The sequence below is a fragment of the Sphingomonas sp. UBA978 genome (genome assembly GCF_002292295.1).
Taxonomy (GTDB): Bacteria; Pseudomonadota; Alphaproteobacteria; order Sphingomonadales; family Sphingomonadaceae; genus Sphingomonas.
On sequence record NZ_DBBS01000015.1, the window covers coordinates 123,666 to 148,221 of the forward strand.

Below are 24,556 nucleotides of genomic sequence, written 5' to 3' on the forward strand. Positions count from 1 at the left end.
CTTCACGCGTGGACCTTTACACGCCCCTGAGCACGTCCCTGTACCTGCTCGTCCGCCATTCGTCGTGCCTCCCCGTCGATGAGGAGGACCGCCTCCAGCGTGTCCGGAGCCGGCGGATCGTAACGCTCAAGCGTATCGGCGACGATTGCGGCAATTTCGAGGAAGCCGATCCGCCGCGCGAGAAAGGCCGCGACCGCGACCTCGTTGGCGGCGTTGAGGATCGCCGGACGCGCGCCGCCCGCCTCCAGCGCGGCGCGGGCGAGCGCCAGCGCGGGAAAGCGGACGGGGTCGCAGGCCTCGAAATCGAGCCGGCCGATCCCGACGAGATCGAGCGGCGCCATCGGAGTCGCCATCCGGTCCGGCCAGGCGAGCGTATGCGCGATCGGCACGCGCATGTCCGACGGGCCGAGCTGCGCCAGCATCGAGCCGTCGACGTAATCGACCATCGAATGGATCACCGACTGGCGATGGAGCACGACCTCGATCCGCTCGTGCGCGACCGGGAACAGGCGCGCGGCCTCGATCAGTTCGAGCCCCTTGTTCATCATCGTCGCGCTGTCGATGCTGATCTTCGCGCCCATCGACCAATTGGGATGCGCGACTGCCTGTTCGACGGTGACGTCGGCCATGCGTTCGAGCGACCAGTCGCGGAACGGGCCGCCGCTGGCGGTGAGGATGATGCGACGGACGCCCTCGGGCCGGGCGAAGTCGAAACACTGGTAGATCGCGTTATGCTCGCTGTCGGCGGGCAGCAGCGTCGCGCCCGAGCGGGCGGCGGCGGCGAGAATGACCTCGCCCGCCGACACGAGCGGTTCCTTGTTGGCGATGACGACGGTGCCGCCATGTTCGATCGCCGCCATCACCGGCTTCAGCCCGGCGCATCCGACGATCGCGCCCATCGTCCAGTCGGCGCCGGCGGCGGCATCGCAGATCGCCTGCGCGCCGCCCGTCGCCTGGGTCGACGTGCCGGCGAGCGCCTCGCGCAGCGCGGGCAGGCAGGATTCGTCGGCGACGACGGCGATTTCCGCCCGGGTGCGGATCGCCGCCGCGGCGAGGCTGGCGACGTCGCAATTGGCGGTGAGCGCGCGGACGCGGAACCGGTCGGGCTCGCGCTCGACGAGGTCGAGGGTGGAGGTGCCGACCGATCCGGTCGCGCCCAATATGGTGACGGTCTTCATGTCAGAATGCCAGCGGCACGACGACGAGCAGCGCGGCGAGCGGCAGCACCGGCACGAGCCCGTCGAGCCGGTCGAGGACGCCGCCATGGCCGGGAATGACGCTGCCCGAATCCTTGACGCCGGCGCGACGCTTCAACCAGCTCTCGTACAGGTCGCCGCCCTGCGCGACGATCGCGAGCAGCGGCGTCGCGATGACGAAGCGCAGCGGCAGGAGGTAGAAGGCCTGCATCAGCAGCGCGACGACGGTCGCCATCGCGATGCCGCCGATCAGGCCGGCCCAGGTCTTGTTGGGGCTGATCGTCGGTGCGAGCTTGGGGCCGCCGATGCCGCGGCCGGCGAAATAGGCGCCGATATCCGTCGCCCAGACGATCGCCAGCGCCCAGAGCGCGTTGCGGATACCATCGGGCTCATGCCGGATCAGCAGCAACGCATAGATCGGCAGGCCGCAATAGAGCACGCCGAGGCCGAGCTGCGGCCGGCGGGTGACGATGGTGAGGAAGAAGAAGGCGCCGACCAGCAGGCCGAGCGCGAAGAAATTGGGCCCCGCGGCGATCGGGCACATGATCGCGAGCGGCACGAACAGCACGTACTGGCCGAGCCGCTTGGTCTTGGGTTCGGCGAGGTGGAGTTCGCTCCATTCCGCCATCATGAACACGCCCGCGGTGACCGCGAGCAGCCAGAAGGGGAAGCCGCCGAACGCGAGCGCGACCAGCGCCAGCGCGATGAGGCCGAGGCCGGTCAGCGTGCGGGTCGCAAGCTCCGACGGCCGTTTGGCCGGAGGCGTGTCGCTCACAGGCCGCCGTAGCGCCGCTGGCGCTGGCCGAACGCGGCAAGCGCGTCGGCGAGCGTATCGCCGGTGAAATCGGGCCAGAGCGTGTCGATGAACAGCAATTCGGCATAGGCCGCCTGCCAAAGCAGGAAATTGGACAGCCGCTGTTCCCCCGACGAACGGATGACGAGGTCGAGCGGCGGCAGGTCGGCGGTGTCGAGCTCCGCCTCGATGCTGCCCGCGGTGATCGCGGCGGGGTCGATCTCGCCCGCCGCCGCGCGGGCGGCGAGGCGCTGCGTCGCGGCGACCAGCTCGGCATGCGAACCGTAATTGAGCGCGATCACCAGGATCGGCCCGGTGTTGCCCGCGGTCTTCGCCACCGCATCGTCGACGAGGGCGACGAGATCGGGCGCGAAGCGGCGATAGTCGCCGATCACGCGCAGGCGGACGTTTTCCTCGACCAGTTCGGCAAGGTCGCTGCGGATGAAGAGCCGGAGCAGCCCCATCAGCGCGCCGACCTCATCCTCCGGCCGGCGCCAGTTCTCCGAGGAGAAGGCGTAGAGCGTCAGCGCCTCGACACCCAGCGCGCGCGCAGCGCGGGTGACGCGGCGCACGGCCTCGACGCCGGCCTTGTGACCGGCGACGCGCGGCAGCATCCGCGCCTTCGCCCAGCGCCCGTTGCCGTCCATGATGATGGCGACATGACGCGGCACCGGCCCCGTATCAGGGACCGCGGACAGAATCGGAGCGCTGCTCACCGCGACGCTCTCGCGGGAGTGCCGGGCCGCCCATGCCCCCGGCATGCGCTAAACAGCCCTGGCTGTTTGCCCGTCACTTGCCCAGGATTTCCTTTTCCTTCGCCGCGGCCGCCGCATCGAGATCGGCGACGGTGGCGTCGGTCAGCTTCTGCACCTCGGTTTCGTGGCGCTTGCGCTCGTCCTCGCTGATGACGCCCTTCTTCTCGTCGGTCTTCAGACTGTCCATTCCGTCGCGACGGACGTTGCGGACCGCGATGCGCGAGGCCTCGGCATATTTGCCGGCGAGCTTGGCGAGCTCCTTGCGGCGCTCCTCGGTCAGGTCGGGGATCGGCAGGCGCAGCGTCTGGCCGTCGTTGATCGGGTTGAGGCCGAGCCCCGCCGAGCGGATCGCCTTTTCGACGGGGCCGACGTTCGACTTGTCCCAGACCTGCACCGACAGCATGCGCGGTTCGGGCACCGAGACGGTCGCGACCTGCACCAGCGGCATGTGGCTGCCGTACACCTCGACCGTCACCGGATCGAGCAAGGCGGTGGAGGCGCGGCCGGTGCGCAGGCCGTTGAGGTCGTGCTTCAGCGATTCGACGGCGCCGGCCATGCGGCGTTCGAGGTCGGCCTTGTCATAGGCTGCCATGATCTACTCCTGTTCGCTCTGGACGATCGTCGAGACGCCATCACCGCCGAGGACCGCGGCAAAATTGCCGTGTTCGCGGATGTTGAAGACGACGATCGGAATATTGTTGTCGCGGCACAATGCGATCGCGCTGGCGTCCATGACCTTGAGGTCGTCGGACAGCACGGTCGAATAGCTCACGGTATCGTAACGCGTCGCGGTCGGCACCTTCTTGGGATCGGCATCGTAGACGCCGTCGACCGAGGTGCCCTTGAACAGAGCGTCGCACTTCATCTCGGCGGCGCGGAGCGCGGCACCGGAATCGGTAGTGAAGAACGGGCTGCCGACGCCGGCGGCGAAGATCACCACGCGCCCCTTTTCGAGGTGACGCTCGGCGCGGCGGCGGATGAAGGGTTCGCAGACCGACTGCATCGGGATCGCCGACTGGACGCGGGTGTCGACGCCGATCTGCTCCAGCGCATTCTGCACCGCGAGCGCGTTCATCACGGTCGCGAGCATGCCCATGTAATCGGCGGTCGCGCGCTCGATGCCCTTGGCGGCGGCGGAGAGGCCACGGAAGATGTTGCCGCCACCGACGACGACGCACAGCTCGTAACCCTGGTCGCGTACGCCCGCAATCTCCTGCGCGACGCGCGCGGTGATCTCCGGATCGATGGCGAGGCCGCCCTCTCCCATCAGCACTTCGCCAGAGAGTTTGAGCAGGATACGTTTGAAGCGGGGGCCGGCGGTCATGGGGTCCTGACGGTAAGGGAAAGCGGCGCGGACCTTAGGGTGCGCGCACCGCAGGAGCAACCTCGACTGGACGCGTCGACGCGCGGTGCACGGGAAATTGTCGGGGCATGCATCCCGCATGCACCCGGTGCCGCCCCGGAACCGGTCCGGGACGGCAGGGCCGGGGAGCGGATACGCCCCCCGCCTTACTTCTGGGCGACGCCCGACGCGGCCGCGACTTCGGCGGCGAAGTCCGACGCTTCCTTTTCGATGCCCTCGCCGAGCTGGAAGCGGACATAGTCCACCAGCTTGATCGTGGTGCCGGCGTCCTTGCCCGCCTTGGCGACGACGTCGCTGATCTTGGTCTTGCCGTCCATCACGAACAGCTGGCTGACCAGCGCGTGCTCCTTGCGGTACTTGGCGATGCCGCCCTCGACCATCTTGGCGATGATGTCGGCAGGCTTGCCCGATTCGGACGCCTTTTCGGTCGCGATCGCGCGCTCGCGCTCGATCTCGGCCTCGTCGAGGTCTTCCTCGTTCAGCGCCTTCGGGAAGGCGGCGGCGATGTGCATCGCCAGCTGCTTGCCGAGACCCTGCAGCACCTCGTCCGACGCGTCCGATTCGAGCGCGACGAGCACGCCGATCTTGCCGAGGCCGGGCGACGCCTGGTTGTGGACGTAGGACACGACCGCGCCCTTGCTCACTTCGAGACGCTTGGCACGGCGCAGCGACTGGTTCTCGCCGATCGTCGCGATGTTGTTGGTCAGCACGTCGGCGACGCTGGTGCCCGACGGCATCGTCTCGGCCTTCAGCGCCTCGACGTCGCCACCGGTGGCGAGCGCGATCTGCGTGACTTCACGGACGAACTGCTGGAACTGGTCGTTCTTCGCGACGAAATCGGTTTCCGAGTTCACCTCGACCGCCGCACCCTTCGTGCCCGCGGTGGCGACACCGACGAGGCCCTCGGCCGCGGTGCGGCTGGACTTCTTCTGCGCGGCGGCGAGACCCTTGGTGCGCAACCAGTCCAGCGCGGCGTCCATGTCGCCGGCGGCCTCGTTCAGCGCCTTCTTGCAATCCATCATGCCCGCGCCGCTCTTTTCGCGCAGGTCCTTGACCATCGCTGCAGTCACTTCAGCCATGTGCGTAATCCTTTTACTCGAATGTGATTGCGGGCGAGGAAGGGCATAGCCGCCCTACCCCGCCCGCATGACGTTTCAACGACGGGCGTTACGCGTCGATCTGACGCTCGGTCTCGGCGCCAGCGCCCTCGACGTTGGTCGCGGCCTGCGCTTCGGGCTCGGCGGCCGGGGTCGGCACGGTCAGCGCCTCCTCGACCGGCGCGACGTCCTGCGCACCCAGATCGACGCCACGGCGCGACTGCTGCTCCTGGTTGCCGCGGGTCGCCGCGATGGCGATCGCCTCGCAATACAGGCGGATGGCGCGGCTGGCGTCGTCGTTCGCGGGAACCGGGAAGGCGATGCCGTCCGGCGACACGTTCGAATCGAGGATCGCGACGACGGGGATGCCGAGCGTGTTGGCTTCCTTGATCGCCAGCTCTTCCTTGTTCGCGTCGATCACGAACATGACGTCGGGCACGCCGCCCATGTCGCGGATGCCGCCGAGGCTGAGTTCCAGCTTGTCCTTTTCACGGGTCAGCTGCAGCACTTCCTTCTTGGTCAGGCCGTGCGTGTCGCCCGACAGCTGCTCCTCGAGGCTCTTGAGGCGCTTGATCGAGTTGCTGATCGTCTTCCAGTTGGTGAGCATGCCGCCCAGCCAGCGGTGGTTGACGAAATGCTGGCCCGAACGGCGCGCCGCATCGGCGACGGCGTCCTGCGCCTGGCGCTTGGTGCCGACGAACAGCACCTTGCCGCCACCTGCGACCGACGACGAGACGAACTCGAGCGCGCGGGCGAAGAGAGGAACGGTCTGCGACAGGTCGAGGATGTGGACGCCGTTACGATCGCCGAAGATGTAAGGCTTCATCTTCGGGTTCCAGCGGTGCGTCTGGTGGCCGAAGTGCGCACCAGTCTCGATGAGCTGCTGCATGGTGACGACGGGTGCCGCCATAGGATAATTCCTTCCGGTTGAGCCTCTGGGAAGCGGATGACGTCGCACCTTGCGGAGCGTCGCACCGGGCTATGATGCTTCCCATGCGGGGTTGAGGGGCGCGCCATTAGCCGAACGGACGCGCAAAGGCAAGACTCGGGATCGCGCTTGACAATGAGAACACAGGTGGAACATACAGCGTCCAGACAGTGGACGCGAACGGTCCGGTTCTGGTTAAGACACTGTAAAGTGTCCAAAACGGAAGAATCCGGCGCGGGTGCGGAACTCACTGACAAATCATTGGTTTGGTGAGTTATCCACAGGTTGCTCGCTAACCTGGCCGGGAGTTGGTTCGATGGTTGTAGCGTTCAGTGTTCTGGTGTTCGTCGGTGCGTTCCTTGCCGCCGTAGGAGTGATCGCCGCGACGGTCGCGCCGCAATGGCGGCGGATCGTCAGCCTCGCATCCGGCAATCCCGAACCCGCCTTCGCACCTCTGTCGCAGCTCGCTTCCGCCGAGCGCCGCATCGCCGTCAGGCGCTGGGCGTCGGCTCCGATCCCCGCGGCCGTTCGCCGGTTGCGCGCAGCCGCTTGACCCGTGCGTAGCTGGCCATGCTGAACGGAATGGTGACGAGGTAACCGACGCAGATCGCGCTGAGCGTATGCCACGGTGCCGATACCAGCGCCGCGCCGAGCAGGACGACGCCGGCGATCGCCTCGAACCGGACCGTGCGGCGCAGCTTCAGCGACGTCCATGAGAAGGTGGCGACGCTCGACACCATCAGCAGCGCGATGAACGCGACCCATGGCGCGACCAGCCATGGCGAGGCGAAGAACGGATGGTCGGTCCAGAACCAGAAGTACATCGGCAGCATGGCAAGCCCGGCACCTGCAGGCGCGGGCACGCCGGTCAGGAAGCCGGCGGATTTGTGCGGCTGGTCGGTCTCGTCGATCTTGGCGTTGAAGCGTGCGAGGCGCAGCGCGCAGAAGACGGCGAGGATCAGGCTGCTGATCCAGCCGAGGCGCGGCAGCGCGGCGAGCGACCACAGATACATGATGAGCGCCGGGGCGACGCCGAAGGAGATGGCGTCGGACAGCGAATCGAGTTCCGCCCCGAAACGGCTCTCGCCATGCAGCAGGCGGGCGATGCGGCCGTCGAGGCCGTCGAGCACGCCGGCGACCATAATCATCGCCACCGCACTCTGCCATTCGCCACCGATCGCGAAGCGGACGCCGCTGAGGCCGGAGCACAAAGCCAATGCGGTGACCGCGTTGGGGGCGACCGCGCGCAACGGCAGACCACGGGGGCGGCGTGGCAGGCGGCGGCGGGGGGAGACGCTCAGGTCGCGCTGATCCATTACTGGGCGATACCGGTGACGGGCACGCCGCCGACGCGGCCGATGACCGTCTCGCCGGCGATCGAGCGCTGGCCCAATGTCACCTGTGGGATGATGTCGTCGGGCAGGAACACGTCGACCCGGCTGCCGAAGCGGATCAGGCCGATGCGCTGGCCGGTCGCGACCATGTCGCCCGGCTTGACGAAGGGCACGATGCGGCGCGCGACGAGGCCGGCGATCTGGGTGAAGCCGATGCGGCGGCCGTCGCGGCCCTCGACGACGATATGCTGGCGCTCGTTCTCGTCGGATGCCTTGTCGAGATCGGCGTTGAGGAACTTGCCGCTGATGTAGACGACCTGGCGGATCGTGCCCGCGATCGGCGTACGGTTGATATGGACGTCGAATACCGACATGAAGATCGAGACGCGGGTCAGCGGCGTATCGCCGAGGTCGCCGACCAGCTCGCGCGGCACCGGCACCTTCTGGATCATCGTGACGAGGCCGTCGGCGGGCGCGATGATGAGGCCATCGCCGACCGGCGTGGTGCGCACGGGATCGCGGAAGAAGGTGAGCACCCAGACGACGACCGCGAGCAGCGGCCAGAACAGCACCTTCGTAATGATCGTCGCGATCAGGGTGATGCCCAGCGCGATGGCCGCATATTTATGGCCTTCGGGGTGGACGGAAGGGAAACGCCACTTGACCGTCGTCGTCGGCAGCGGCGTGTGGGGGGGCTTTTCGAGCGATGGCATAACCACGGGGTGTACCCGTGTCGTTCATGCAACACAACGTTCGCAAGCCACGGACTGTCGCCAGTGGTTGATCCCCTGCCCGCTTGTCCCTAGACGCGTCGCCAAATTCCCCTCCCATAGGACGAGAAAATGGCCAAGATTCAGGTGAAGAACCCGATCGTCGAGATCGATGGCGACGAAATGACGCGGATCATCTGGGAATGGATCCGCGAGCGCCTCATCAAGCCCTATCTCGATATCGAACTCGACTATTACGATCTGGGCATCGAGCATCGCGATGCGACCGAGGACCGCGTGACGGTCGAGGCGGCCAAGGCGACGCAGAAGCATGGCGTCGCGGTGAAGTGCGCGACGATCACCCCCGACGAGCAGCGCGTCGAGGAATTCGGCCTGAAGAAGATGTGGAAGTCGCCGAACGGCACGATCCGCAACATCCTGGGCGGCGTCGTCTTCCGCGAGCCGATCGTCATCAAGAACGTCCCCCGCCTGATCCCGGGCTGGACACACCCGATCGTCGTCGGCCGCCACGCGTTCGGCGACCAGTATAAGGCGACCGATTTCCGCGTCCCGGGCCCGGGCAAGCTGCGCCTCGTGTTCGAGGGCGACGACGGCACGCTGATCGACGAGGAGGTGTTCCAGTTTCCCTCGTCGGGCGTCGCGATGGGCATGTACAACCTCGACGATTCGATCCGCGATTTCGCCCGCGCCTCGATGCACTATGGCCTGAACCTCAAGTGGCCGGTGTATCTCAGCACCAAGAACACGATCCTCAAGGCCTATGACGGCCGCTTCAAGGACCTGTTCGCCGAGGTGTTCGAGGCCGAGTTCAAGGACAAGTTCAAGGAAGCGGGCATCGTCTACGAACACCGCCTGATCGACGACATGGTCGCATCGGCGCTGAAGTGGAACGGCGAGTTCGTGTGGGCGTGCAAGAACTACGATGGCGACGTCCAGTCGGATCAGGTCGCGCAAGGGTTCGGGTCGCTCGGCCTGATGACCTCGGTGCTGCTGACGCCGGACGGCAAGACCGTCGAGGCCGAGGCGGCGCACGGCACCGTCACCCGCCACTTCCGCCAGCACGAGCAGGGCAAGGCGACCAGCACCAATCCGATCGCCTCGATCTTCGCATGGACCGGCGGCCTCAAGTATCGCGGCAAGTTCGACGAGACGCCCGAGGTGGTGAAGTTCGCCGAGACGCTGGAGCGCTGCTGCATCGAGTGCGTCGAGAACGGCCAGATGACCAAGGATCTCGCGATCCTGATCGGCCCGGACCAGCCGTGGATGACCACCGAGCAGTTCTTCGAGGCGGTCCGCGCCAACCTCGAAGGCAAGATGGCGAACTGGGCATAAGCCTTTCGTCACGTTAGAAAGGGGACCCGGGCGCCATGGCTTCCGGGTCCCCTTTTTTATGCTTGCGGCGCGGGCGGCGCATCATGCTGTCGCCGATCGTCCCGCTCCCGTAACATTTCGCACTTGCACAAGGGCATGGGTTCGGTTCAGCTTGCGCGGATGGCCGATGGCGAACCGATCCTGCGTACCGGGGCTGACGAGGCCCGCGCCATCACCCTACCCGCGCGTCCCGAAGCGCTGCGCCTCGACCCTGCAGAAACGGCGGTGGTCGTCATCGACATGCAGAATGCCTATGCGAGCCATGGCGGTTACGTCGATGTTGCCGGGTTCGACATCAGCGGATCGGCAGCAGTGATCGGACGAATCGCGACGGTGCTCGATACCGCGCGCGGGGCGGGCATGCCGGTCGTGTTCCTGCAGAACGGCTGGGACCCCGATTATGTCGAGGCGGGCGGCCCGGGATCGCCCAACTGGCACAAATCCAACGCGCTCAAGACGATGCGCGCGCAGCCCGAACTGCACGGGCAATTGCTGGCGCGCGGCGGCTGGGATTACGAACTGGTCGACGCGCTGACGCCGAAACCCGGGGACATCCGGGTGCACAAGACCCGCTATTCCGCCTTCTTCAATTCGCAGCTCGACAGCGTCCTGCGCGCCCGCGGCATCCGCAACATCGTCTTCGTCGGGATCGCCACCAACGTCTGCGTCGAATCCACACTGCGCGACGGCTTCCACCTCGAATATTTCGGCATCATGCTCGAGGATGCGACGCATCACCTCGGCCCGCCGATGATGCAGGAGGCCAGCGTCTACAATATCGAGAAGTTCTTCGGCTGGGTAAGCGACGTCGCGGCATTCTGCGGCAGCTTCGGCCAGACGCCCCGGGAGTAGCAAATGCCGTTCGACGCGATCAATCCGCCCGAGTTTCCGACGCCGATCGCGCCCTATTCGGCGGGAGCGAAGGCGGGCAACACCGTCTATGTGTCGGGCGTGCTCGCGCTCGGTGAAGGCGGCGTGGTGCTGCACCCCGGCGATGCGGCGGCGCAGACGCGGGTCGTGCTCGACACGATCGCGACGACGCTTGCCGCGGCGGGCGCGCGACTGACCGACGTCGCGATGAACCACATCTTCCTCAAGGACTTCGCCGACTATGCCGCGTTCAACGCGGTCTATGCCGAGTATTTCCCGGGTGCGAAGCCGGCGCGCTATTGCATCCGGGCGGATCTGGTGAAACCCGATTGCCTCGTCGAAATCGCCAGCGTGGCGCATATCGGCTGATGCCCGAGGCTGGGGGGCTTCATTACGAACTGCACGGGCCGGAGGATGCGCCGCCGGTGTTGCTGTCGCCGGGGCTGGGCGGATCGGGGCATTACTGGGCGCCGAACCTCGCCGCGCTCGCCAGGCGGCATCGGGTCATCGCCTACGACCATCGCGGCACCGGGCGATCGGCACGCGAGGTACCGGGCGACCTGACGCTGGAGGGACTCGCACGGGACATGGTCGTGCTGCTCGACGCGCTGGGGATCGATCAGGTGACGCTGATCGGCCATGCGATCGGCGGGATGGCCGGGCTGGCGCTCGCGCTGGCGCAGCCCGAGCGGCTGGCGCGACTGGTCGTCATCAACGGCTGGGCGAAGCTCGATGCCCATAGCGCGCGCTGTTTCGACACGCGCCTCGCCCTGCTGCGCGACAGCGGGCCGCGCGCGTTCCTGCATGCGCAGCCGCTGTTCCTCTATCCGGCGCAGTGGATTTCGGATCACCATGAGGCGCTGCAGGAGGAGGAAGAGCGGTTGCTCGCCCATTTCCCGGGGGCGGAAATGGTGCAGCGGCGCATCGCGGCGGCGCGGCGGTTCGATATCGCCGGACGGCTGGGCGAGGTCCGCGTGCCGACGCTGGTCGTCGTCAGCGAGGACGATATGCTGGTGCCGCCCGCGCAATCCGAACGGCTGGCGGCGGGGATCGCGGATGCGCAGCTCGCGCGGATGGCGACCGGCGGCCACGCCTGCAACGTCACGCGGGCGGATCATTTCAACATGTGGCTGCTCGACTGGCTCGACAGCTGACGAACGGTATCGCGGGGGAGCAGGGGCATGCAGGTCGGCGTTTTCGTACCCATCAACAACAACGGCTGGCTCATCAGCGACACCGCGCCGCAATACAAACCGAGCTTCGACCTCAACAAGGCGATCGCGCTGAAGGCGGAGGAGCACGGACTCGATTTCCTACTGTCGATGATCAAGCTGCGCGGGTTCGGCGGAAAGACCGAATTCTGGGAATATGGCCTCGAGAGCTTCACGCTGATGGCGGGCCTCGCCGCGGTGACCGAGCGGATCAAGATCTATGCGACCTGTCCGACGCTGGTCATCCCGCCAGCCTTCGCGGCGCGGATGTGCAACACGATCGATTCGATCAGCCATGGGCGGTTCGGCCTGAACCTCATCACCGGCTGGCAACCGCCCGAATATACGCAGATGGGAATGTGGCCCGGCGACGAGCATTTCCGTAATCGTTACAAGATGCTGGACGAATATGCGCACATCCTGCGCGAACTGTGGGCGGACGGCGTCTCCGACTTCAAGGGCGATTACTACCGGATGGAGGATTGCCGGGTACGGCCGCAGCCGACCGGCGATATGAAGATCATCTGTGCCGGATCGTCGGACGAGGGCCTCGCCTTCTCGGCGAAATGGGCGGATTATGCCTTCTGCCTCGGCAAGGGGGTGAACACGCCGACCGCCTTTGCGGGCAACAACGACCGGCTTGCGGCGGCGACCGCCAAGACCGGGCGGGACGTGTCGGTGTTCGTGCTGGTGATGATTATCGCCGCCGAAACCGACGAGGAAGCCATGGCGAAGTGGCGGCTCTACAATGACGGCGTCGATCTGGATGCGATCGCCTGGCTCGCCGAACAGGGAGCGAAGGATACGGTCAACGCCAGCACCAACGTCCGCCAGCTCGCCGCGCCCGAGGGGGCGGTCAACATCAACATGGGGACGCTGGTCGGCAGCTATGCGAGCGTCGCCCGGATGCTCGACGAGATGGCGGCGGTGCCGAACACGGGCGGCGTGCTGCTGACCTTCGACGATTTTCTGCAAGGGGTGGAGGATTTCGGGACGCGCATCCAGCCGCTGATGACCAGCCGGCGGTGATCGCGCCGCGCCGCCGGACGCAAAACGGGAGCCGCAAGGGCTCCCGTTTCGTCTGTCCGTAGTGATCTGAGGGGGCGTCAGCGGCGATCGCTATTGCTGGTGTCGTCCCGATCGTTGACGGCGTCCTGACCGCCCTCGCCATGGTTGCCGTAGCCAGCCCCCGATTCGCCGCCGTCGCGGCTGCGATTGGGATCCTGTCCCGCGCCCTGGTCGCGGTTCTGCTGATTCTGCTGGCGATCGATGCCCTGATCGCGATCCTGATCCTGACGATTCAGGTCGCCGTCCCGATCCATGCCGTCTTGCGTGTCCTGCTCTGCCATCATCGTCTCCTGTCGTTCTGCCGAAGCCCCGTCGTCCGCGAGGTACAGGATCAACGCGGAACCGCGGTCGAATATCCTCGCCCGGCACGGAAATTCCTGGAATCAATGACTTGCGTGATTGACCCGGATCAATCTTGCCGCGCGTAGACCGTGACGCCGAGCCGTCTTGCCACGGGGCGGTAGTGATCGGCGATGGCGCGCCGGACGAGCGGGATCGTGCGGTCGTTGCCATCGCGCACGGGATGACCGGTCACGATCACCGGCGGCCTGGCGGTGAGGATACGGGCGACCTCACGTGCCGGATCGACGCCGATCGCGCCGTTTTCGCTCGACTGGATAAGGTGCGAGGGGAAGGGATAGCGGGTCGGCAGGCAAAAATTGCCGGTCGTGTAGAGCGCTGGCGGGCCTGCGAAGACGAAGGGGCAACGGGTGCCGGCGTGCCGGGCGATGACGCCGGCCAGCGCGGCGAGGTCGCGGCGCGCGGCGGCGGTGTCGCCGCGGTGCGGATAGCCGCTCATGAGCAATAGCCCGGCTCCACCGATTCCGGCCAGCAGGCGCATCGGGCCGCGATCGCAGGCGAGACCCGCCGCGACGGCGATCGGCACGAGCAGCGGGAGGGCGTAATGGTTGAAATAGGGCGGGACCAGCACCCAGCCGAGCAGCGCCGAACCCAGCCATGCCGCGACGAACCCGCGCGCCGGCCCCTGCGCCGCCAGCAGCCCGCGGATGGCGACGGCGAGCGGGATCGCCAACACCAGCAATGCTCCGGCGAGGCGGCCTATGATCGGATCATGCGGCGTCACTTGCCGGAGGAAGATCGAATCCACGTTGGCGAACCACCATGCATCGCCATGGCCGATCGCGACATAGATGGCCCAGGCGAGGAGCGTGGGGATAAGCGCGGCAATGCCATAGAGCGCGGCGGCGGCAACGACCCGGACCGGCGCGCGCGTGTGGCGCCAATGGGCCAGCAGCAGCGCAACGCCGAGGAAGGCGCCCTCGAACATAACGGTCGGCTTGATCTGCAACGCGATCCCGACGAGCAGCATCGCCACGGCGCCGGTGCGCCGCCGCTCCGCGATCGCACGCCAGACCAGCGTGGCGGCAGCGACGATCAGCAGATTGTAGAAGACCGGCGACTGCCCGCCCCGTCCGCCGATCAGCTCCAGCCAGACGAGATAGAGCAGCCCGGCGGGCAGCGCGCCGGCGGGGGGGCCGAGGCGGCGGACCAGCCCCGCGATCAGCCCGGCGGTGGCGACCGCCGCGGCCCCGGCGACGAGGTGATAGGCGACGACCGGATCGACCGGCAGCGCCTGCGTCGCCGCATAGATCAGGAACAGGCCGACCGGCTTGCGATCCCAGATATCGACATAGGGGATCGCGCCGTCCCACATCCGCCGGCCGACGAGCAGATACATCTGTTCGTCGAGGTCGACGAGCGGGTTGCCGATATCGGGCAGGCGCAACGCCACCGCGGCGAGCAGCAGGATCAGCCAGATGTGGTACCGGGTCATAGGGGGCCGGGTCATTCGCCGCCGTACATGCCGCAATCTGGTTAGCGTGGCGATACGATCAGAACAATTCGCCCTGCGGCCCGGCGGGTGGACGGAACAGGTCGGTGCGCAGCGGCGCACTGCGCTGCTCGAGGCCGTGTTTGCGGACGGCGATGCGGAAGCGGGTGCGCATCAGATCGGCCCAGGGACCGGCACCCTGCATGCGGGTGAAGAAATTCGGATCATTGTCCCTGCCGCCGCGCAGCGAATGGATCGTCGCCATCACCTTGGCCGCACGATCGGGAAAATGCGTGTCGAGCCAGGCGCGGAACAGCGGCGCGACCTCGTGCGGCAGGCGGACGGGGATGAAGAAACAGGCACGCGCACCCGCTTCGGCAGCGCGCTCGACGAGATGTTCGAGCTCGTGATCGGTGATCGCGGGGATCACCGGCGCGATCGAGACATAGACCGGCACGCCCGCATCGGCGAGCGCGCGCACCGCCTTCAGCCGGCGTTCGGGATGCGGCGCGCGCGGTTCGAGCGTCGCGGCGATCTTCGGGTCGAGCGAGGTGATCGACAATGCGACCCCGGCGAGGCCCTGCGCCGCCATCGGCGCGAGCAGGTCGAGGTCGCGCAGCACGCGGTCGGACTTGGTGGTGATGGTAAGCGGGTGGCGCGTCTCGCCGAGCACCTCGATGATGCTGCGGGTGATCCGCCAGTCGCTTTCGATAGGCTGATAGGGATCGGTGTTGGTGCCGAGCGCGATCGGCGCGACGGCATAGCCGGACTTGCGCAATTCGGCGCGCAGCAGCGCCGCGGCATCGGGCTTGGCGAACAGGCGCGATTCGAAATCGAGCCCGGGCGACAAATCGTGATAGGCATGGGTCGGCCGGGCGAAGCAATAGATGCAGCCATGTTCGCAGCCGCGATACGGGTTTATCGAGCGGTCGAAGCCGATGTCGGGCGAAGCGTTGCGGCTGATGATCGTGCGTGGCTGTTCGACGGTGACGCTGGTGCGCAGCGGCGATGGCGCGCCATCGATCGCGTCGCGCGCGTCCAGCCAGTCGCCGTCCGCCTCGGTTTGGGGCAGGTTGAAACGACGGCTCTCCGCGTTGACGGTGGCGCCGCGGGCCGGGCGTTTGGCGTGAGGCTGGGCCATTGCCTCATGCTATGGCGCGATGTAGAACATAGCAAGAACCAAGGGGTATGGATACGATGGCGCGGTTGAACTATCTCGAATTGCCGGTGACGGACGCGGGCCGGGCGAAGGCGTTCTACGCGGCGGCGTTCGGCTGGGCGTTCAGCGACTTCGGGCCCGACTATGCGGCGACGATGACCGGAGACACCGACATCGGCCTCGATGCCGCGCCGGACCGGGTCGCCAAGCCCCTGCCGGTGATCCAGGTCGACGACCTCGAGGTGGCGCTGGCAGCGATCGAGGCGGCCGATGGCCGGGTGACGGTGCCGATCTTCGCCTTTCCGGGCGGGCGGCGGTTTCACTTCGCCGATCCGGACGGGCATGAGCTGGCGGTGATGCAGGCGGGGTGACGCGCTTCGGGGGGCCGGCTACCCCAAGGCGCCCGCGCGGTGCAGCGCCTCCGCATAGAGGGCGCGATAGCGGGCGATCATCACGCGCTCGTCATATTCGGCGAGGGCCTTCCCCCGGTTCGCCGCGCCGACCCGGGCGCGCAGGTCCGGGTCGAGCACCAGCGCCTGCAAGGCGTCGCGAAGCAGCACCTCGTCGCCGCCGGTGACGAACGGGGCGTTCTCCGCGGCGACCATCCGGGGGACGTCGCCGACCGGGGTGCTGACGACCGGCAGGCCCGCGGCCATGCCCTCGACGACGCTGATCGGGAATTGCTCGCTCTTCGACGACAGCGCGATGATGTCGAAGGCGCCGACGAAGCGATACGGCCGGTCGAGGAAGCCGGGCAGCACCAGCCGGTCGGCGATCCCCATCGCCCGGGCCGCGGCGAGGATCGCGTCGCGCTCCGACCCTTCGCCGACGATCACCAGCCGGAACCTGCCCGACAGGCCACCACAGGCGCGCACGAGCAGCGGCAGGTCCTTGACCGCGCGCAGGCCGGCGAGCGCGCCGATCACCACCTCCTTCGGATCGCGGGCGAGGCCGGGGATCGCACGCGGATCGGGCTTTTGCGCATAGAGCGCGGTGTCGATGCCGTTGGCGATGCGATGGACGCGGGCGGGCGGCTGTTTCCAGGTCTTGCGCGCGATCCCCTCCAGCACCTCGGACGGGACGACCAGCGCATGCGCCGCGCCCAGCGCGATGCGGCGATAGACGTTGCGTTCGACCTTCAGCCCCCCGGCCTCGTCAGCGTTGAAGCCGTCCTCGTGGTGGACCAGCGGGGGGGCGCCCCTGGGGAACACCCGCCGCGCCATCACGCCGTCAATCGCGCCCCAATTGTAGGTGAGCACCAGATCGAAGCGGCGCATGAACGTCGCCAGGGCCTCATAGCGGGCGACGGATGGGCGGCCGGTCAGCGACGGGGCGTCCTGTGCGATCTCGTACCGGATCCCCTTGGCGATCGATGCGCGGGCGCCGAGCTGGTCGGCGACGCCGCTGACGATCGTGTGCCGCGCCGCATCGCCGAAGGCATTCATCAGCCGGACGGCGCGCGCCTCCTTGCCGCCCAGGCTGAAGCTCGAATGGAGGTGGAGGATGTGGATCGGTTGCGGCATGCGCGCGGGTCTAGCGGCGTCGCGGCGGGCAAGGAAGAACGCATCAGCGGAACGGCAGCCGGCGCACCTCGACCAGCGAACGCCACGCCCATTCGACCGGCGCGATCCGGTAGTGACGCAGCCACAGGTTCGCCCCCCATAGCAGCAAGGCGTCGACCGCCAGCGCCAGCGCCATCAGCCACGCCCAGCCGAACGCGCCGTACAGCCCGAGCCCGAAGGGCGAGAAGATCAGCCACGAGACGATGAGCGTCTGCGCGACATAGAGCGTCAGCGCGGTGCGCCCCGCCGCGACGAACGGGGCGAGCAGCCGCGCGCCGACGACCGTCGTCACCGCCAGCGCGATGGCGGCGACATGGCCGCAGGTCATCGCCAGCCGTGCGATATCCTCCCAGATCCAGGCGACCTCGACACGGCCGTCGAACCGCGTCGCCTCCCATGCGCCATAGATGCGGAGCGGCAGGCCGATGCCGTATCCGCCCGCCAGCAGCCAGCGATAGCACCGCCGCGACCAGCCGCCCTGCAACGCGCCCCAGCGGAACAGCGCCGCGCCGACCAGCATCGTCGCCGCCGCCTCCCAGACAAAGACGATTTCGTCGGTCGCCAGCCGCTCCAGCCCGACCCGCCGCTGCCCCGCGACCCACGCCGCGCGGTCGCCATGGCCGAACGCATCCTCGCGAGCGACGGCGGCGGCATCGGCGGCAATGCGCGCGGTTTGCGGCCGGGCCGGGGCGTGGATCGCGACCATGCCGGTGACCAACGTGAAGGCGGCATAGGACAGGCCCACCGCCAGCAAGGCCCGCGCCGGCAGCGTGCGGAACGCGCAGGCGAGCAATGCTGAAAGCGCATAGGTGTGGAGGATATCCCCGGGCCACAGCAGCAGGACCATATGCGCGATGCCGAACGCCCATAGCACGATGTTGCGCCAGCCGTAGCGAAGCGGCACCGCGATCACGGCGTCGGAGGCCGCCGCGATCCGTTCGGTCAGGATCACCATCCCCGCGCCGAACAGCATCTCGAGCAGTGCCCTTGCCGTACCCTCGACCAGCAGGGTCCGCAGCCACCACGCGACCCGGTCCGCGCCGCTCCAGCCGATGTGGCGGATGTCGGACCAGTTGGCGGTCATCGACGCGCCCATCTCGCTGACGTTCATCAGCAGGATGGCGAGGATCGCGACCCCGCGCAGGATGTCGAGCAAGGCGATCCGCGGCGCGCCGTCGGGCTCGGCCGCCGCCGTGCCGCTCACGCCTGCGCGCGCTCCAGCAGGCGATCGATGGGCCCGTGCAGCGCATGCTCCGCCAGCGTCGGCGCATGGCCGACGCCCGGCAGCGTCATCAGCTCCGCCTCGTCCAGCGCCGCCACCATTCGCTCCGCGACCGGCTGCGCCAGCACATCCGATCGCCCGCCGCGCACGACCAGCACCGGCGTGCTGCGCAGGGCGGACAGGGCGGCCCACATGTCGGGCCCCGTCTCGTTCCCGGGCGTGCGGAACGGTTCGGCGATCTTGAGATCATAGTCGAGCACGATCCGGCCGCCGCTGTTGAGGCGATAGACCCGCTTGGCCATCGCCAGCCATTCCTCGATCTGCCAGTCGGGATAGACGTCGCCATGCGCGTCGGCGAGGTTGCGCGCGGCGTGCATCCAGGTCGGGCAGCTGCTGCCCTTGCCGACATAGCCCCTGATCCGGCTGATCCCGGCGGGGTCGATCTCCGGCCCGACGTCGTTGAGCAGCGCCGCCGCGATCCCCGCGCCGGCCTGCGCCAGCAGCATCGTCACGATCCCGCCCAGCGAGGTGCCGATCGCGACGAACCGGGTAATAGCGCGCTCGCCGAGCAACGCCTGCACGTCGGCGACGTAGGTCGCGGGCACATAGGTCATCGGGTCCTTGGCATATTCGCTGCGGCCGCGGCCGCGGAAATCGACCGCGATCACCTGCCGCCGCCCCGCCAGCCGGGCGGCGAGCGCGTCATAGTCGCGCGCATTGCGGGTCAGTCCCGGCAAGCACAGCACCGGCGGCAGCGATGGGTCGCCCGGGTACAGCCGATAATGCAGCTTCAGCCCGTCGGCCGACATCCAATAGCAATTCTCATAGGCGGCCATCGGTCAGATCCTCGGGGTTGCGCCCGGTGGCGGGCGACCTCCATATCCACACATGCCCATCGCCCCGCAAGCATACCGCCCCGCCACCGCCCTGCTCGATCTCGGCCCGACCCTTTGGGACCCGGTCGCGGCGGCGGATTTTCCGCAGACGATCCTGCGCTTCCGCAACGACCGGGCGGCGACCGGGGTCGGGCTCGACGCGCTGACCGATGCCGAATGGACGCAGGCGTTCGGCCGGTTCGCGCCCCTGCCCGGCACCCTGCCCCAACCGCTGGCGCTGCGCTATCACGGCCACCAGTTCCGCCAGTACAATCCCGACATCGGCGACGGCCGCGGCTTCACCTTCGCGCAGATGCGCGACGACAGCGACCGGCTGATGGACCTCGGCACCAAGGGGTCGGGACAGACGCCGTACAGCCGCTTCGGCGACGGCCGGCTGACGCTGAAGGGTGGCGTGCGCGAGATCCTCGCGACCGAGATGCTGGAGGCGCTCAACGTCCCCACCAGCCGCACCCTGTCGCTGATCGAGACGGGCGAGGCGCTGACCCGCGGCGACGAACCCTCCCCCACCCGGTCGGCGGTGATGGTCCGGCTGAGCCACGGCCATATCCGCATCGGCACATTCCAGCGGCTCGCCTATCTGCAGGACGAGGAGGGGATGCGTGCCGCGGTGCGCTACGTCCTCCACAACCTCTACGGCGAGGAATCGGACGATCCGGTGCGGCTGCTCGACCATGTCGTCACCCGCACCGCGACGCTGGCGGCACGCTATATGGCGGCGGGGTTCGTCCATGGCGTGCTCAACAGCGACAATATCAACGTGACCGGCGAAAGCTTCGACTATGGGCCGTGGCGGTTCGCGCCGACCTGGGACCCCGCCTTCACCGCCGCCTATTTCGATCACGCCGGCCTCTACGCATTCGGCCGCCAGCCCGAGGCGATCCACTGGGACGTGATGCAGCTGGCGGCATCGCTGCGGCTGATCGCGGACAGCGACCCGCTGGTGGCGCTGATCGAACAGTTCGGGCCGCGGTATCAGCCGCGGATCACCGACGCGTTGCTCTGGCGGATCGGCGTGCTGCCGCGCGCGCCGGAGGAGGATCGGGCGCTCGTCCAGACGATGGAGCGCGCGTTGCGGACCACCGAAGCGCCGATGGACCATTTCTTCTTCGACGTGTTCGGCGGCGATTTGCCGGCCGATTATGCCCCGGAATGGGACGCTTTCCGTGCCGCGCTGGCGCCCTATGCGCCCCGCAAGGACCGCAGCGACGCCTATTGGCAGGGTGCGCCGTGCAGCATGCTGATCGACGAGGTCGAGGAGATCTGGGCGCCGATCGCCGCGACGGACGACTGGTCGATGCTGCACGCCAAGGTCGATGCGATCCGCGCGATGGGCGAGGCGCTGGCGTAGTTCGCCTGCCCCGCCGCCCCGTCTTGCCGCCATGGCGCCATTCCCCTAACCCTCGCGCCCGGAGGCAGACAGGGCAAGCATGACGGACGCGATCATCTCCTACGAACCCGCGACGGGTGCGGAACTGTGGCGTGCCGAGGCGGGCGATGCCGATGCCGAGGTGGCGGCCGCACGGTCGGGCTGGGCCGCCTGGGCAGCGTTGCCGCTGACCGTGCGGATCGAGACGATGCGCCGCTTCGGCAATGTCGTCCGTCAGCGCCACGAGCCCTTCGCCGACCTGCTCGCGCGGGAAACCGGCAAGCCACTGTGGGAAGCGCGGACCGAGATCGATACGGTGATCGCCAAGGTCGACATCTCGATCACCGCCTATGCGGAACGCACCGCGCAACGCCGGCTCGACGCGCCGATGGGCAGCCGGATGGCGCTGCGCCACAAGCCGCATGGCGTGCTGGCGGTATTGGGGCCGTACAATTTTCCCGCGCACCTGCCCAACGGGCATATCGTCCCCGCATTGCTGGCCGGCAACGCCGTGGTGTTCAAGCCGTCCGAGAAGACGCCCGCGACGGGTGCGTTCCTGGTCGATTGCTACCGCGCCGCGGGCGTGCCGGAGGCGTGCATCCGCGTACTGATCGGCGGCCCGGCCGAGGGCAAGGCGCTCGCCGAGCATCCCGGGATCGACGGCCTGCTGTTCACCGGCTCGGCGCGTACCGGGCTGGCGCTCAACCGCGCCTTCGCCGGCAAGCCCGAGAAGATCCTTGCGCTCGAGATGGGCGGCAACAACCCGATCATCGTCTGGGACACGCCCGACCTGCATTCCGCGGCGGTGCTGGTGATTCAGTCCGCCTTCACCACCGCCGGCCAGCGCTGCACCGCCGCGCGCCGCCTGATCGTCGAGGACCGGCTCTACGATCCGTTGATCGAGACGATCAACACGATGGTCGGCCGACTGATCGTCGGCAGTCCGCACGACGATCCGCAGCCGTTCATGGGGCCGGTGATCGACAATCAGGTCGCCGACCAGCTGACGGAAAGCTTCCTCGCGCTGCTGATGCGTGGCGGCCGGCCGATCCGGCATCTCGAGCGGCTGCAGGACGACCGCCCGTTCCTGATGCCCGCGATCATCGACATGACCAATGCGACCGAGCGCCCGGACATCGAACTGTTCGGCCCGATCCTGCAGGTCTATCGCGAACAGGAATTCGACGCGGCGATCGCCACCGCGAACGACACCCGCTACGGTCTGTCGGCGGCGCTCATCAGCCAGACCCCCTCGCTCTACGACCGGTTCTGGGCTGGCATCCGCGCCGGCATCGTCAATTGGAACCGGCCGACCAACGGCGCATCGTCCTCCGCACCGTTCGGCGGCATCGGCTGGAGCGGCAACCACCGCCCCAGCGCCTATTATGCGGCGGATTATTGCGCCTATCCGGTGGTCAGCAACGAAGCCGAGGCGGCGCGCGCCAATATCGGCATCGGCCTGCGCGACGCCTGACGGCGCACGCGCGGCTGGCACCCGGTCAATAGGCCGCGGTGAAGCGGGAGCGGCTGTGGCGATGCTGCTCCAGTTCGTCGACCATCGCGATGGCATAATCGGCGAAGCTGATCGTGCTTTGCCCCGCCACATCGGTCACCAGCGCGTCCTTGCCGAGGCGATACTGTCCCAGCCGCGGCCCCTCGACGATCAGCGCGGGCGGCGAGAAGAACGTCCAGTCGATCTCGCGCTCGTCGCGCAAGGCGTCGAGGAACGTGATGCCGCCCTGTGCGAACCCTTTCCACTCGGCCGGAAAATCGGGGGCATCGATCACCCGCTGCCCCGGTGCGACCTCGAGACTGCCCGCACCGCCGGTCACCAGCAACCGGCCGACGCCCGCCTGCCGCAGGGCGGTCAGGATCGTGTCCGCCGTGACGTCGAAATGCAGCGCGCTGACGACCGCTTCGGTGCCGCGGACCAGATCCGCGAGCGTCGCGGCATCGGACGCATCGCCGGCGATCGACTCGACCCCGTCGGCGACCGGTATCGCTTCGGGCTTGCGGGCGACGCCGCGGACGCGATGACCGCGCGCCGCCAGTTCGCGCGTGATCTCTGACCCGGCGCGGCCACTGGCGCCCAGAACGGTGACGTGCATCTGCAATTCTCCGGTGGTTTCCAATGGTGACCAGGTCGTCTATGGCTACCCGACATGCAAGACGGCACTTTCACGGCACCTGGTCACTCATGCGTAACCGACCTGCGCGGCGACGCCTTCGCGACGGACTGTCCGACCCGGCAGCTGCTCGATCGCATCGCCGACAAATGGAGCGTGCTGATCCTCTTGCTGCTGGGGGACGGCGACACGCGCTTCAACGCGTTGCGGCGACGGATCGGCGGCATCTCGCAAAAGATGCTCAGCCAGACGCTGCGCTCGCTGGAGCGCGACGGCCTCGTCAGCCGCACGGTGGAGGCGACGATGCCGGTAACCGTCACCTATGCGATCACGCCGCTGGGTAACGAGCTGCTCGCCTCGCTGCGCGCGATGATCGACTGGGCGGAAACGCGCATGGCGCGCGTGGCGGAATGCCAGCAGGCGTTCGACATGCGCGAGGCCGCCTGACCGCCGGAAAAGCTCGTCTAACCCGCGGCAAAGCATCGCTGGCTTGTCCCGCGACCAGCCGGGGGCCATCTCCCGGATCATGGCTACGCTTCTCGATCCAAGCGCCCGCGGGCGCGTCATCCTGGTCGGGGCGGGTCCCGGCGACCCGGGCCTGCTCACCGTCCGCGCCGTCGCCGCGCTGGAAAGCGCCGACGTCGTCGTCCACGACGGGCTGATCGATCCGCGCGTGCTCGATATTGCGCCCGCGACGGCGCAGCGCATTTCGGTCGCCAAGCAGCGCGCTCGCCACACGCTGCCGCAGGAGGCGATCAACGCGCTGATCGTCGCGCATGTGAAGACAGGCGCGATCGTCGTGCGGCTGAAGGGCGGCGATCCGTTCATCTTCGGGCGCGGCGGCGAGGAGGTCGAGGCGGTCCGCGCCGCCGGCCTGCCGGTCGAGGTGATCCCCGGCGTGTCCGCGGCCCTGGGCTGTGCGGCGGAGGCGATGCTGCCGCTGACGCACCGCGACCATTCGAGCGCGGTCAGCTTCGTCGCCGGCCAGTGCAAGGGGCTGAGCGAGCAGGACTGGTCCGGGCTCGCTGGCCAGGGCCGCACGCTGGTCATCTACATGGGCGTCGCCACCGCCACCGACATCGCCGACAAATTGATGGCCGACGGGGTCGCCCCCGACATGCCGGTCGCCGTGCTCGAGCGCGGCACGTTGCAGGGCAGCCGCGCGATCCGCACGCTGCTCGCCGACCTCGGCCCGATGGTGACGCGCGAGGCGGTGCAGAGCCCGGCGATCATCGTCGTCGGCGAGGTCGTCGAACTGTCCGATGCGGAGGACAAGCTCGCCCGCTGGGCGCGGATCGCCGAGGAGACGGCGGCATGAGGCTGTTGACGGGTAACGACCTCCCCACCGGGGACGTCGTCTGGTGGACCGGTTCCAGCTGGTCGCGCCACGTCGAGGATGCGGTGGACGTCGGCAGCGAGGGCGAAGGCATCCTGCGCAGCGAGGAAGGCGCCCGCCGCGTCAACGTGCCCTATCTGATCGATGCGGTGCCGACGGCGGACGGTCCACGACCGGCGCATATCAAGGACCGGATCCGCGCGCTGGGTCCGACGGTACGGCCCGATCTGACCCTGAAACCGGCGGACCCGTCCGCGGGAAGCTGGGTGATATGATGCGCGCGGAGGCGCATATGGCGAAGCCGCCTACGACCTCTGCCGCAGCGGATGCTTTCCGAGCTTTTTTCTTCGCGTCGTCGCGGCTTCGTGGACACGCAC

27 protein-coding genes are annotated in these 24,556 nt (G+C 68.1%); 11 read left to right on the forward strand and 16 right to left on the reverse strand.

Going from position 1 to position 24,556, the window contains the following annotated elements; translation table 11 throughout:
- Positions 1-2: 2 nt before the first annotated feature.
- The 9 genes from dxr to B2515_RS08350 all read right to left on the reverse strand — a co-directional run bounded on the left by dxr (position 3) and on the right by B2515_RS08350 (position 8,179).
- Positions 3-1,178, reverse strand: a complete 1,176-nt coding sequence (dxr, locus tag B2515_RS08310) for a 1-deoxy-D-xylulose-5-phosphate reductoisomerase (protein WP_293875669.1) — start codon at positions 1,176-1,178, stop codon at positions 3-5.
- A 1-nt stretch (position 1,179) separates the two neighbouring features.
- Positions 1,180-1,971, reverse strand: coding sequence for a phosphatidate cytidylyltransferase (locus tag B2515_RS08315; protein ID WP_293875671.1), 792 nt, complete (start codon positions 1,969-1,971; stop codon positions 1,180-1,182).
- Positions 1,968-2,705 (reverse strand): isoprenyl transferase, encoded by a 738-nt coding sequence (locus B2515_RS08320; protein ID WP_293875673.1) that lies wholly within the window; start codon positions 2,703-2,705, stop codon positions 1,968-1,970. Before B2515_RS08320 ends, B2515_RS08315 begins: the two co-directional genes overlap by 4 nt.
- 73 nt (positions 2,706-2,778) lie before the next feature.
- Positions 2,779-3,336 carry a ribosome recycling factor gene (gene frr / locus B2515_RS08325; protein ID WP_293875675.1) on the reverse strand — a complete coding sequence of 186 codons (558 nt, stop codon included), beginning with the start codon at positions 3,334-3,336 and terminating at the stop codon, positions 2,779-2,781.
- Positions 3,337-3,339: 3 nt separating this feature from the next.
- Positions 3,340-4,068 (reverse strand): UMP kinase, encoded by a 729-nt coding sequence (gene pyrH / locus B2515_RS08330; protein ID WP_293875677.1) that lies wholly within the window; start codon positions 4,066-4,068, stop codon positions 3,340-3,342.
- Positions 4,069-4,253: 185 nt separating this feature from the next.
- Entirely contained in the window at positions 4,254-5,186 is a 933-nt protein-coding gene (gene tsf / locus B2515_RS08335; protein ID WP_293875679.1) for a translation elongation factor Ts, read from the reverse strand.
- An 88-nt stretch (positions 5,187-5,274) separates the two neighbouring features.
- Positions 5,275-6,114 carry a 30S ribosomal protein S2 gene (rpsB, locus tag B2515_RS08340; RefSeq protein WP_293875681.1) on the reverse strand — a complete coding sequence of 280 codons (840 nt, stop codon included), beginning with the start codon at positions 6,112-6,114 and terminating at the stop codon, positions 5,275-5,277.
- A gap of 509 nt (positions 6,115-6,623) precedes the next feature.
- On the reverse strand, positions 6,624-7,448 hold the full coding sequence (locus B2515_RS08345) for a CDP-alcohol phosphatidyltransferase family protein (RefSeq protein WP_293875683.1): 825 nt from the start codon (positions 7,446-7,448) through the stop codon (positions 6,624-6,626).
- Positions 7,448-8,179, reverse strand: coding sequence for a phosphatidylserine decarboxylase (locus B2515_RS08350; RefSeq protein ID WP_293875832.1), 732 nt, complete (start codon positions 8,177-8,179; stop codon positions 7,448-7,450). The genes B2515_RS08345 and B2515_RS08350 overlap by 1 nt, the downstream gene beginning before the upstream one ends.
- 129 nt (positions 8,180-8,308) lie before the next feature.
- Between B2515_RS08350 and B2515_RS08355 the strand changes: the two genes are divergently transcribed.
- From B2515_RS08355 to rutA, 5 genes are all read left to right on the forward strand, one after another.
- Positions 8,309-9,529, forward strand: coding sequence for an NADP-dependent isocitrate dehydrogenase (locus tag B2515_RS08355; protein WP_293875685.1), 1,221 nt, complete (start codon positions 8,309-8,311; stop codon positions 9,527-9,529).
- Positions 9,530-9,688: 159 nt separating this feature from the next.
- Positions 9,689-10,420, forward strand: a complete 732-nt coding sequence (gene rutB, locus B2515_RS08360) for a pyrimidine utilization protein B (protein ID WP_293875833.1) — start codon at positions 9,689-9,691, stop codon at positions 10,418-10,420.
- Between the two features lie 3 nt (positions 10,421-10,423).
- Positions 10,424-10,807 (forward strand): Rid family hydrolase, encoded by a 384-nt coding sequence (locus B2515_RS08365; RefSeq protein WP_293875687.1) that lies wholly within the window; start codon positions 10,424-10,426, stop codon positions 10,805-10,807.
- Positions 10,807-11,592 (forward strand): pyrimidine utilization protein D, encoded by a 786-nt coding sequence (gene rutD, locus B2515_RS08370; protein WP_293875689.1) that lies wholly within the window; start codon positions 10,807-10,809, stop codon positions 11,590-11,592. The genes B2515_RS08365 and rutD overlap by 1 nt, the downstream gene beginning before the upstream one ends.
- A gap of 27 nt (positions 11,593-11,619) precedes the next feature.
- Positions 11,620-12,678, forward strand: a complete 1,059-nt coding sequence (gene rutA, locus B2515_RS08375; RefSeq protein ID WP_293875691.1) for a pyrimidine utilization protein A — start codon at positions 11,620-11,622, stop codon at positions 12,676-12,678.
- Between the two features lie 77 nt (positions 12,679-12,755).
- Here the strand turns inward: rutA and B2515_RS08380 are convergent, their stop codons facing one another.
- The 3 genes from B2515_RS08380 to B2515_RS08390 form a co-directional block, all read right to left on the reverse strand.
- Entirely contained in the window at positions 12,756-13,052 is a 297-nt protein-coding gene (locus B2515_RS08380; RefSeq protein WP_293875693.1) for a hypothetical protein, read from the reverse strand.
- 74 nt (positions 13,053-13,126) lie between these two features.
- The gene (locus tag B2515_RS08385; protein ID WP_293875695.1) at positions 13,127-14,512 is read right to left on the reverse strand and encodes an ArnT family glycosyltransferase; all 1,386 of its coding nucleotides are present in this window, start codon (positions 14,510-14,512) and stop codon (positions 13,127-13,129) included.
- Positions 14,513-14,570: 58 nt separating this feature from the next.
- On the reverse strand, positions 14,571-15,650 hold the full coding sequence (locus B2515_RS08390; RefSeq protein ID WP_293875697.1) for a PA0069 family radical SAM protein: 1,080 nt from the start codon (positions 15,648-15,650) through the stop codon (positions 14,571-14,573).
- 56 nt (positions 15,651-15,706) lie between these two features.
- On the opposite strand from B2515_RS08390, the gene B2515_RS08395 reads away from it, so the two are divergent.
- Complete coding sequence (locus tag B2515_RS08395; protein ID WP_293875699.1) at positions 15,707-16,039, forward strand: VOC family protein; 333 nt, start codon at positions 15,707-15,709, stop codon at positions 16,037-16,039.
- A gap of 18 nt (positions 16,040-16,057) precedes the next feature.
- On the opposite strand, the gene B2515_RS08400 is transcribed toward B2515_RS08395, so the two are convergent.
- From B2515_RS08400 to B2515_RS08410, 3 genes are read right to left on the reverse strand one after another with little or no spacing between them, the layout of a single operon-like run.
- Positions 16,058-17,191 (reverse strand): glycosyltransferase, encoded by a 1,134-nt coding sequence (locus B2515_RS08400; RefSeq protein WP_293875701.1) that lies wholly within the window; start codon positions 17,189-17,191, stop codon positions 16,058-16,060.
- A gap of 43 nt (positions 17,192-17,234) precedes the next feature.
- Positions 17,235-18,434 (reverse strand): DUF418 domain-containing protein, encoded by a 1,200-nt coding sequence (locus B2515_RS08405; protein WP_293875703.1) that lies wholly within the window; start codon positions 18,432-18,434, stop codon positions 17,235-17,237.
- Positions 18,431-19,288, reverse strand: a complete 858-nt coding sequence (locus tag B2515_RS08410; RefSeq protein ID WP_293875705.1) for an alpha/beta fold hydrolase — start codon at positions 19,286-19,288, stop codon at positions 18,431-18,433. The genes B2515_RS08405 and B2515_RS08410 overlap by 4 nt, the downstream gene beginning before the upstream one ends.
- 52 nt (positions 19,289-19,340) lie before the next feature.
- On the opposite strand from B2515_RS08410, the gene B2515_RS08415 reads away from it, so the two are divergent.
- Positions 19,341-20,699 (forward strand): protein adenylyltransferase SelO family protein, encoded by a 1,359-nt coding sequence (locus B2515_RS08415; RefSeq protein ID WP_293875707.1) that lies wholly within the window; start codon positions 19,341-19,343, stop codon positions 20,697-20,699.
- A gap of 79 nt (positions 20,700-20,778) precedes the next feature.
- Positions 20,779-22,191, forward strand: coding sequence for a succinylglutamate-semialdehyde dehydrogenase (gene astD, locus B2515_RS08420; protein WP_293875709.1), 1,413 nt, complete (start codon positions 20,779-20,781; stop codon positions 22,189-22,191).
- A 25-nt stretch (positions 22,192-22,216) separates the two neighbouring features.
- Here astD and B2515_RS08425 read toward each other — a convergent pair whose 3' ends face one another.
- Entirely contained in the window at positions 22,217-22,825 is a 609-nt protein-coding gene (locus B2515_RS08425) for an NAD(P)-dependent oxidoreductase (protein ID WP_293875711.1), read from the reverse strand.
- Positions 22,826-22,879: 54 nt separating this feature from the next.
- On the opposite strand from B2515_RS08425, the gene B2515_RS08430 reads away from it, so the two are divergent.
- From B2515_RS08430 to B2515_RS08440, 3 genes are all read left to right on the forward strand, one after another.
- On the forward strand, positions 22,880-23,290 hold the full coding sequence (locus tag B2515_RS08430; protein WP_293875713.1) for a winged helix-turn-helix transcriptional regulator: 411 nt from the start codon (positions 22,880-22,882) through the stop codon (positions 23,288-23,290).
- A gap of 79 nt (positions 23,291-23,369) precedes the next feature.
- A complete protein-coding gene (cobA, locus tag B2515_RS08435) occupies positions 23,370-24,161 on the forward strand; it encodes a uroporphyrinogen-III C-methyltransferase (protein WP_293875715.1) in 792 nt (263 codons plus the stop codon).
- Positions 24,158-24,454: a DUF2849 domain-containing protein gene (locus B2515_RS08440; RefSeq protein WP_293875717.1), complete on the forward strand. Its 297-nt coding sequence runs from the start codon at positions 24,158-24,160 to the stop codon at positions 24,452-24,454. The genes cobA and B2515_RS08440 overlap by 4 nt, the downstream gene beginning before the upstream one ends.
- The last annotated feature ends 102 nt before the right edge of the window (positions 24,455-24,556 follow it).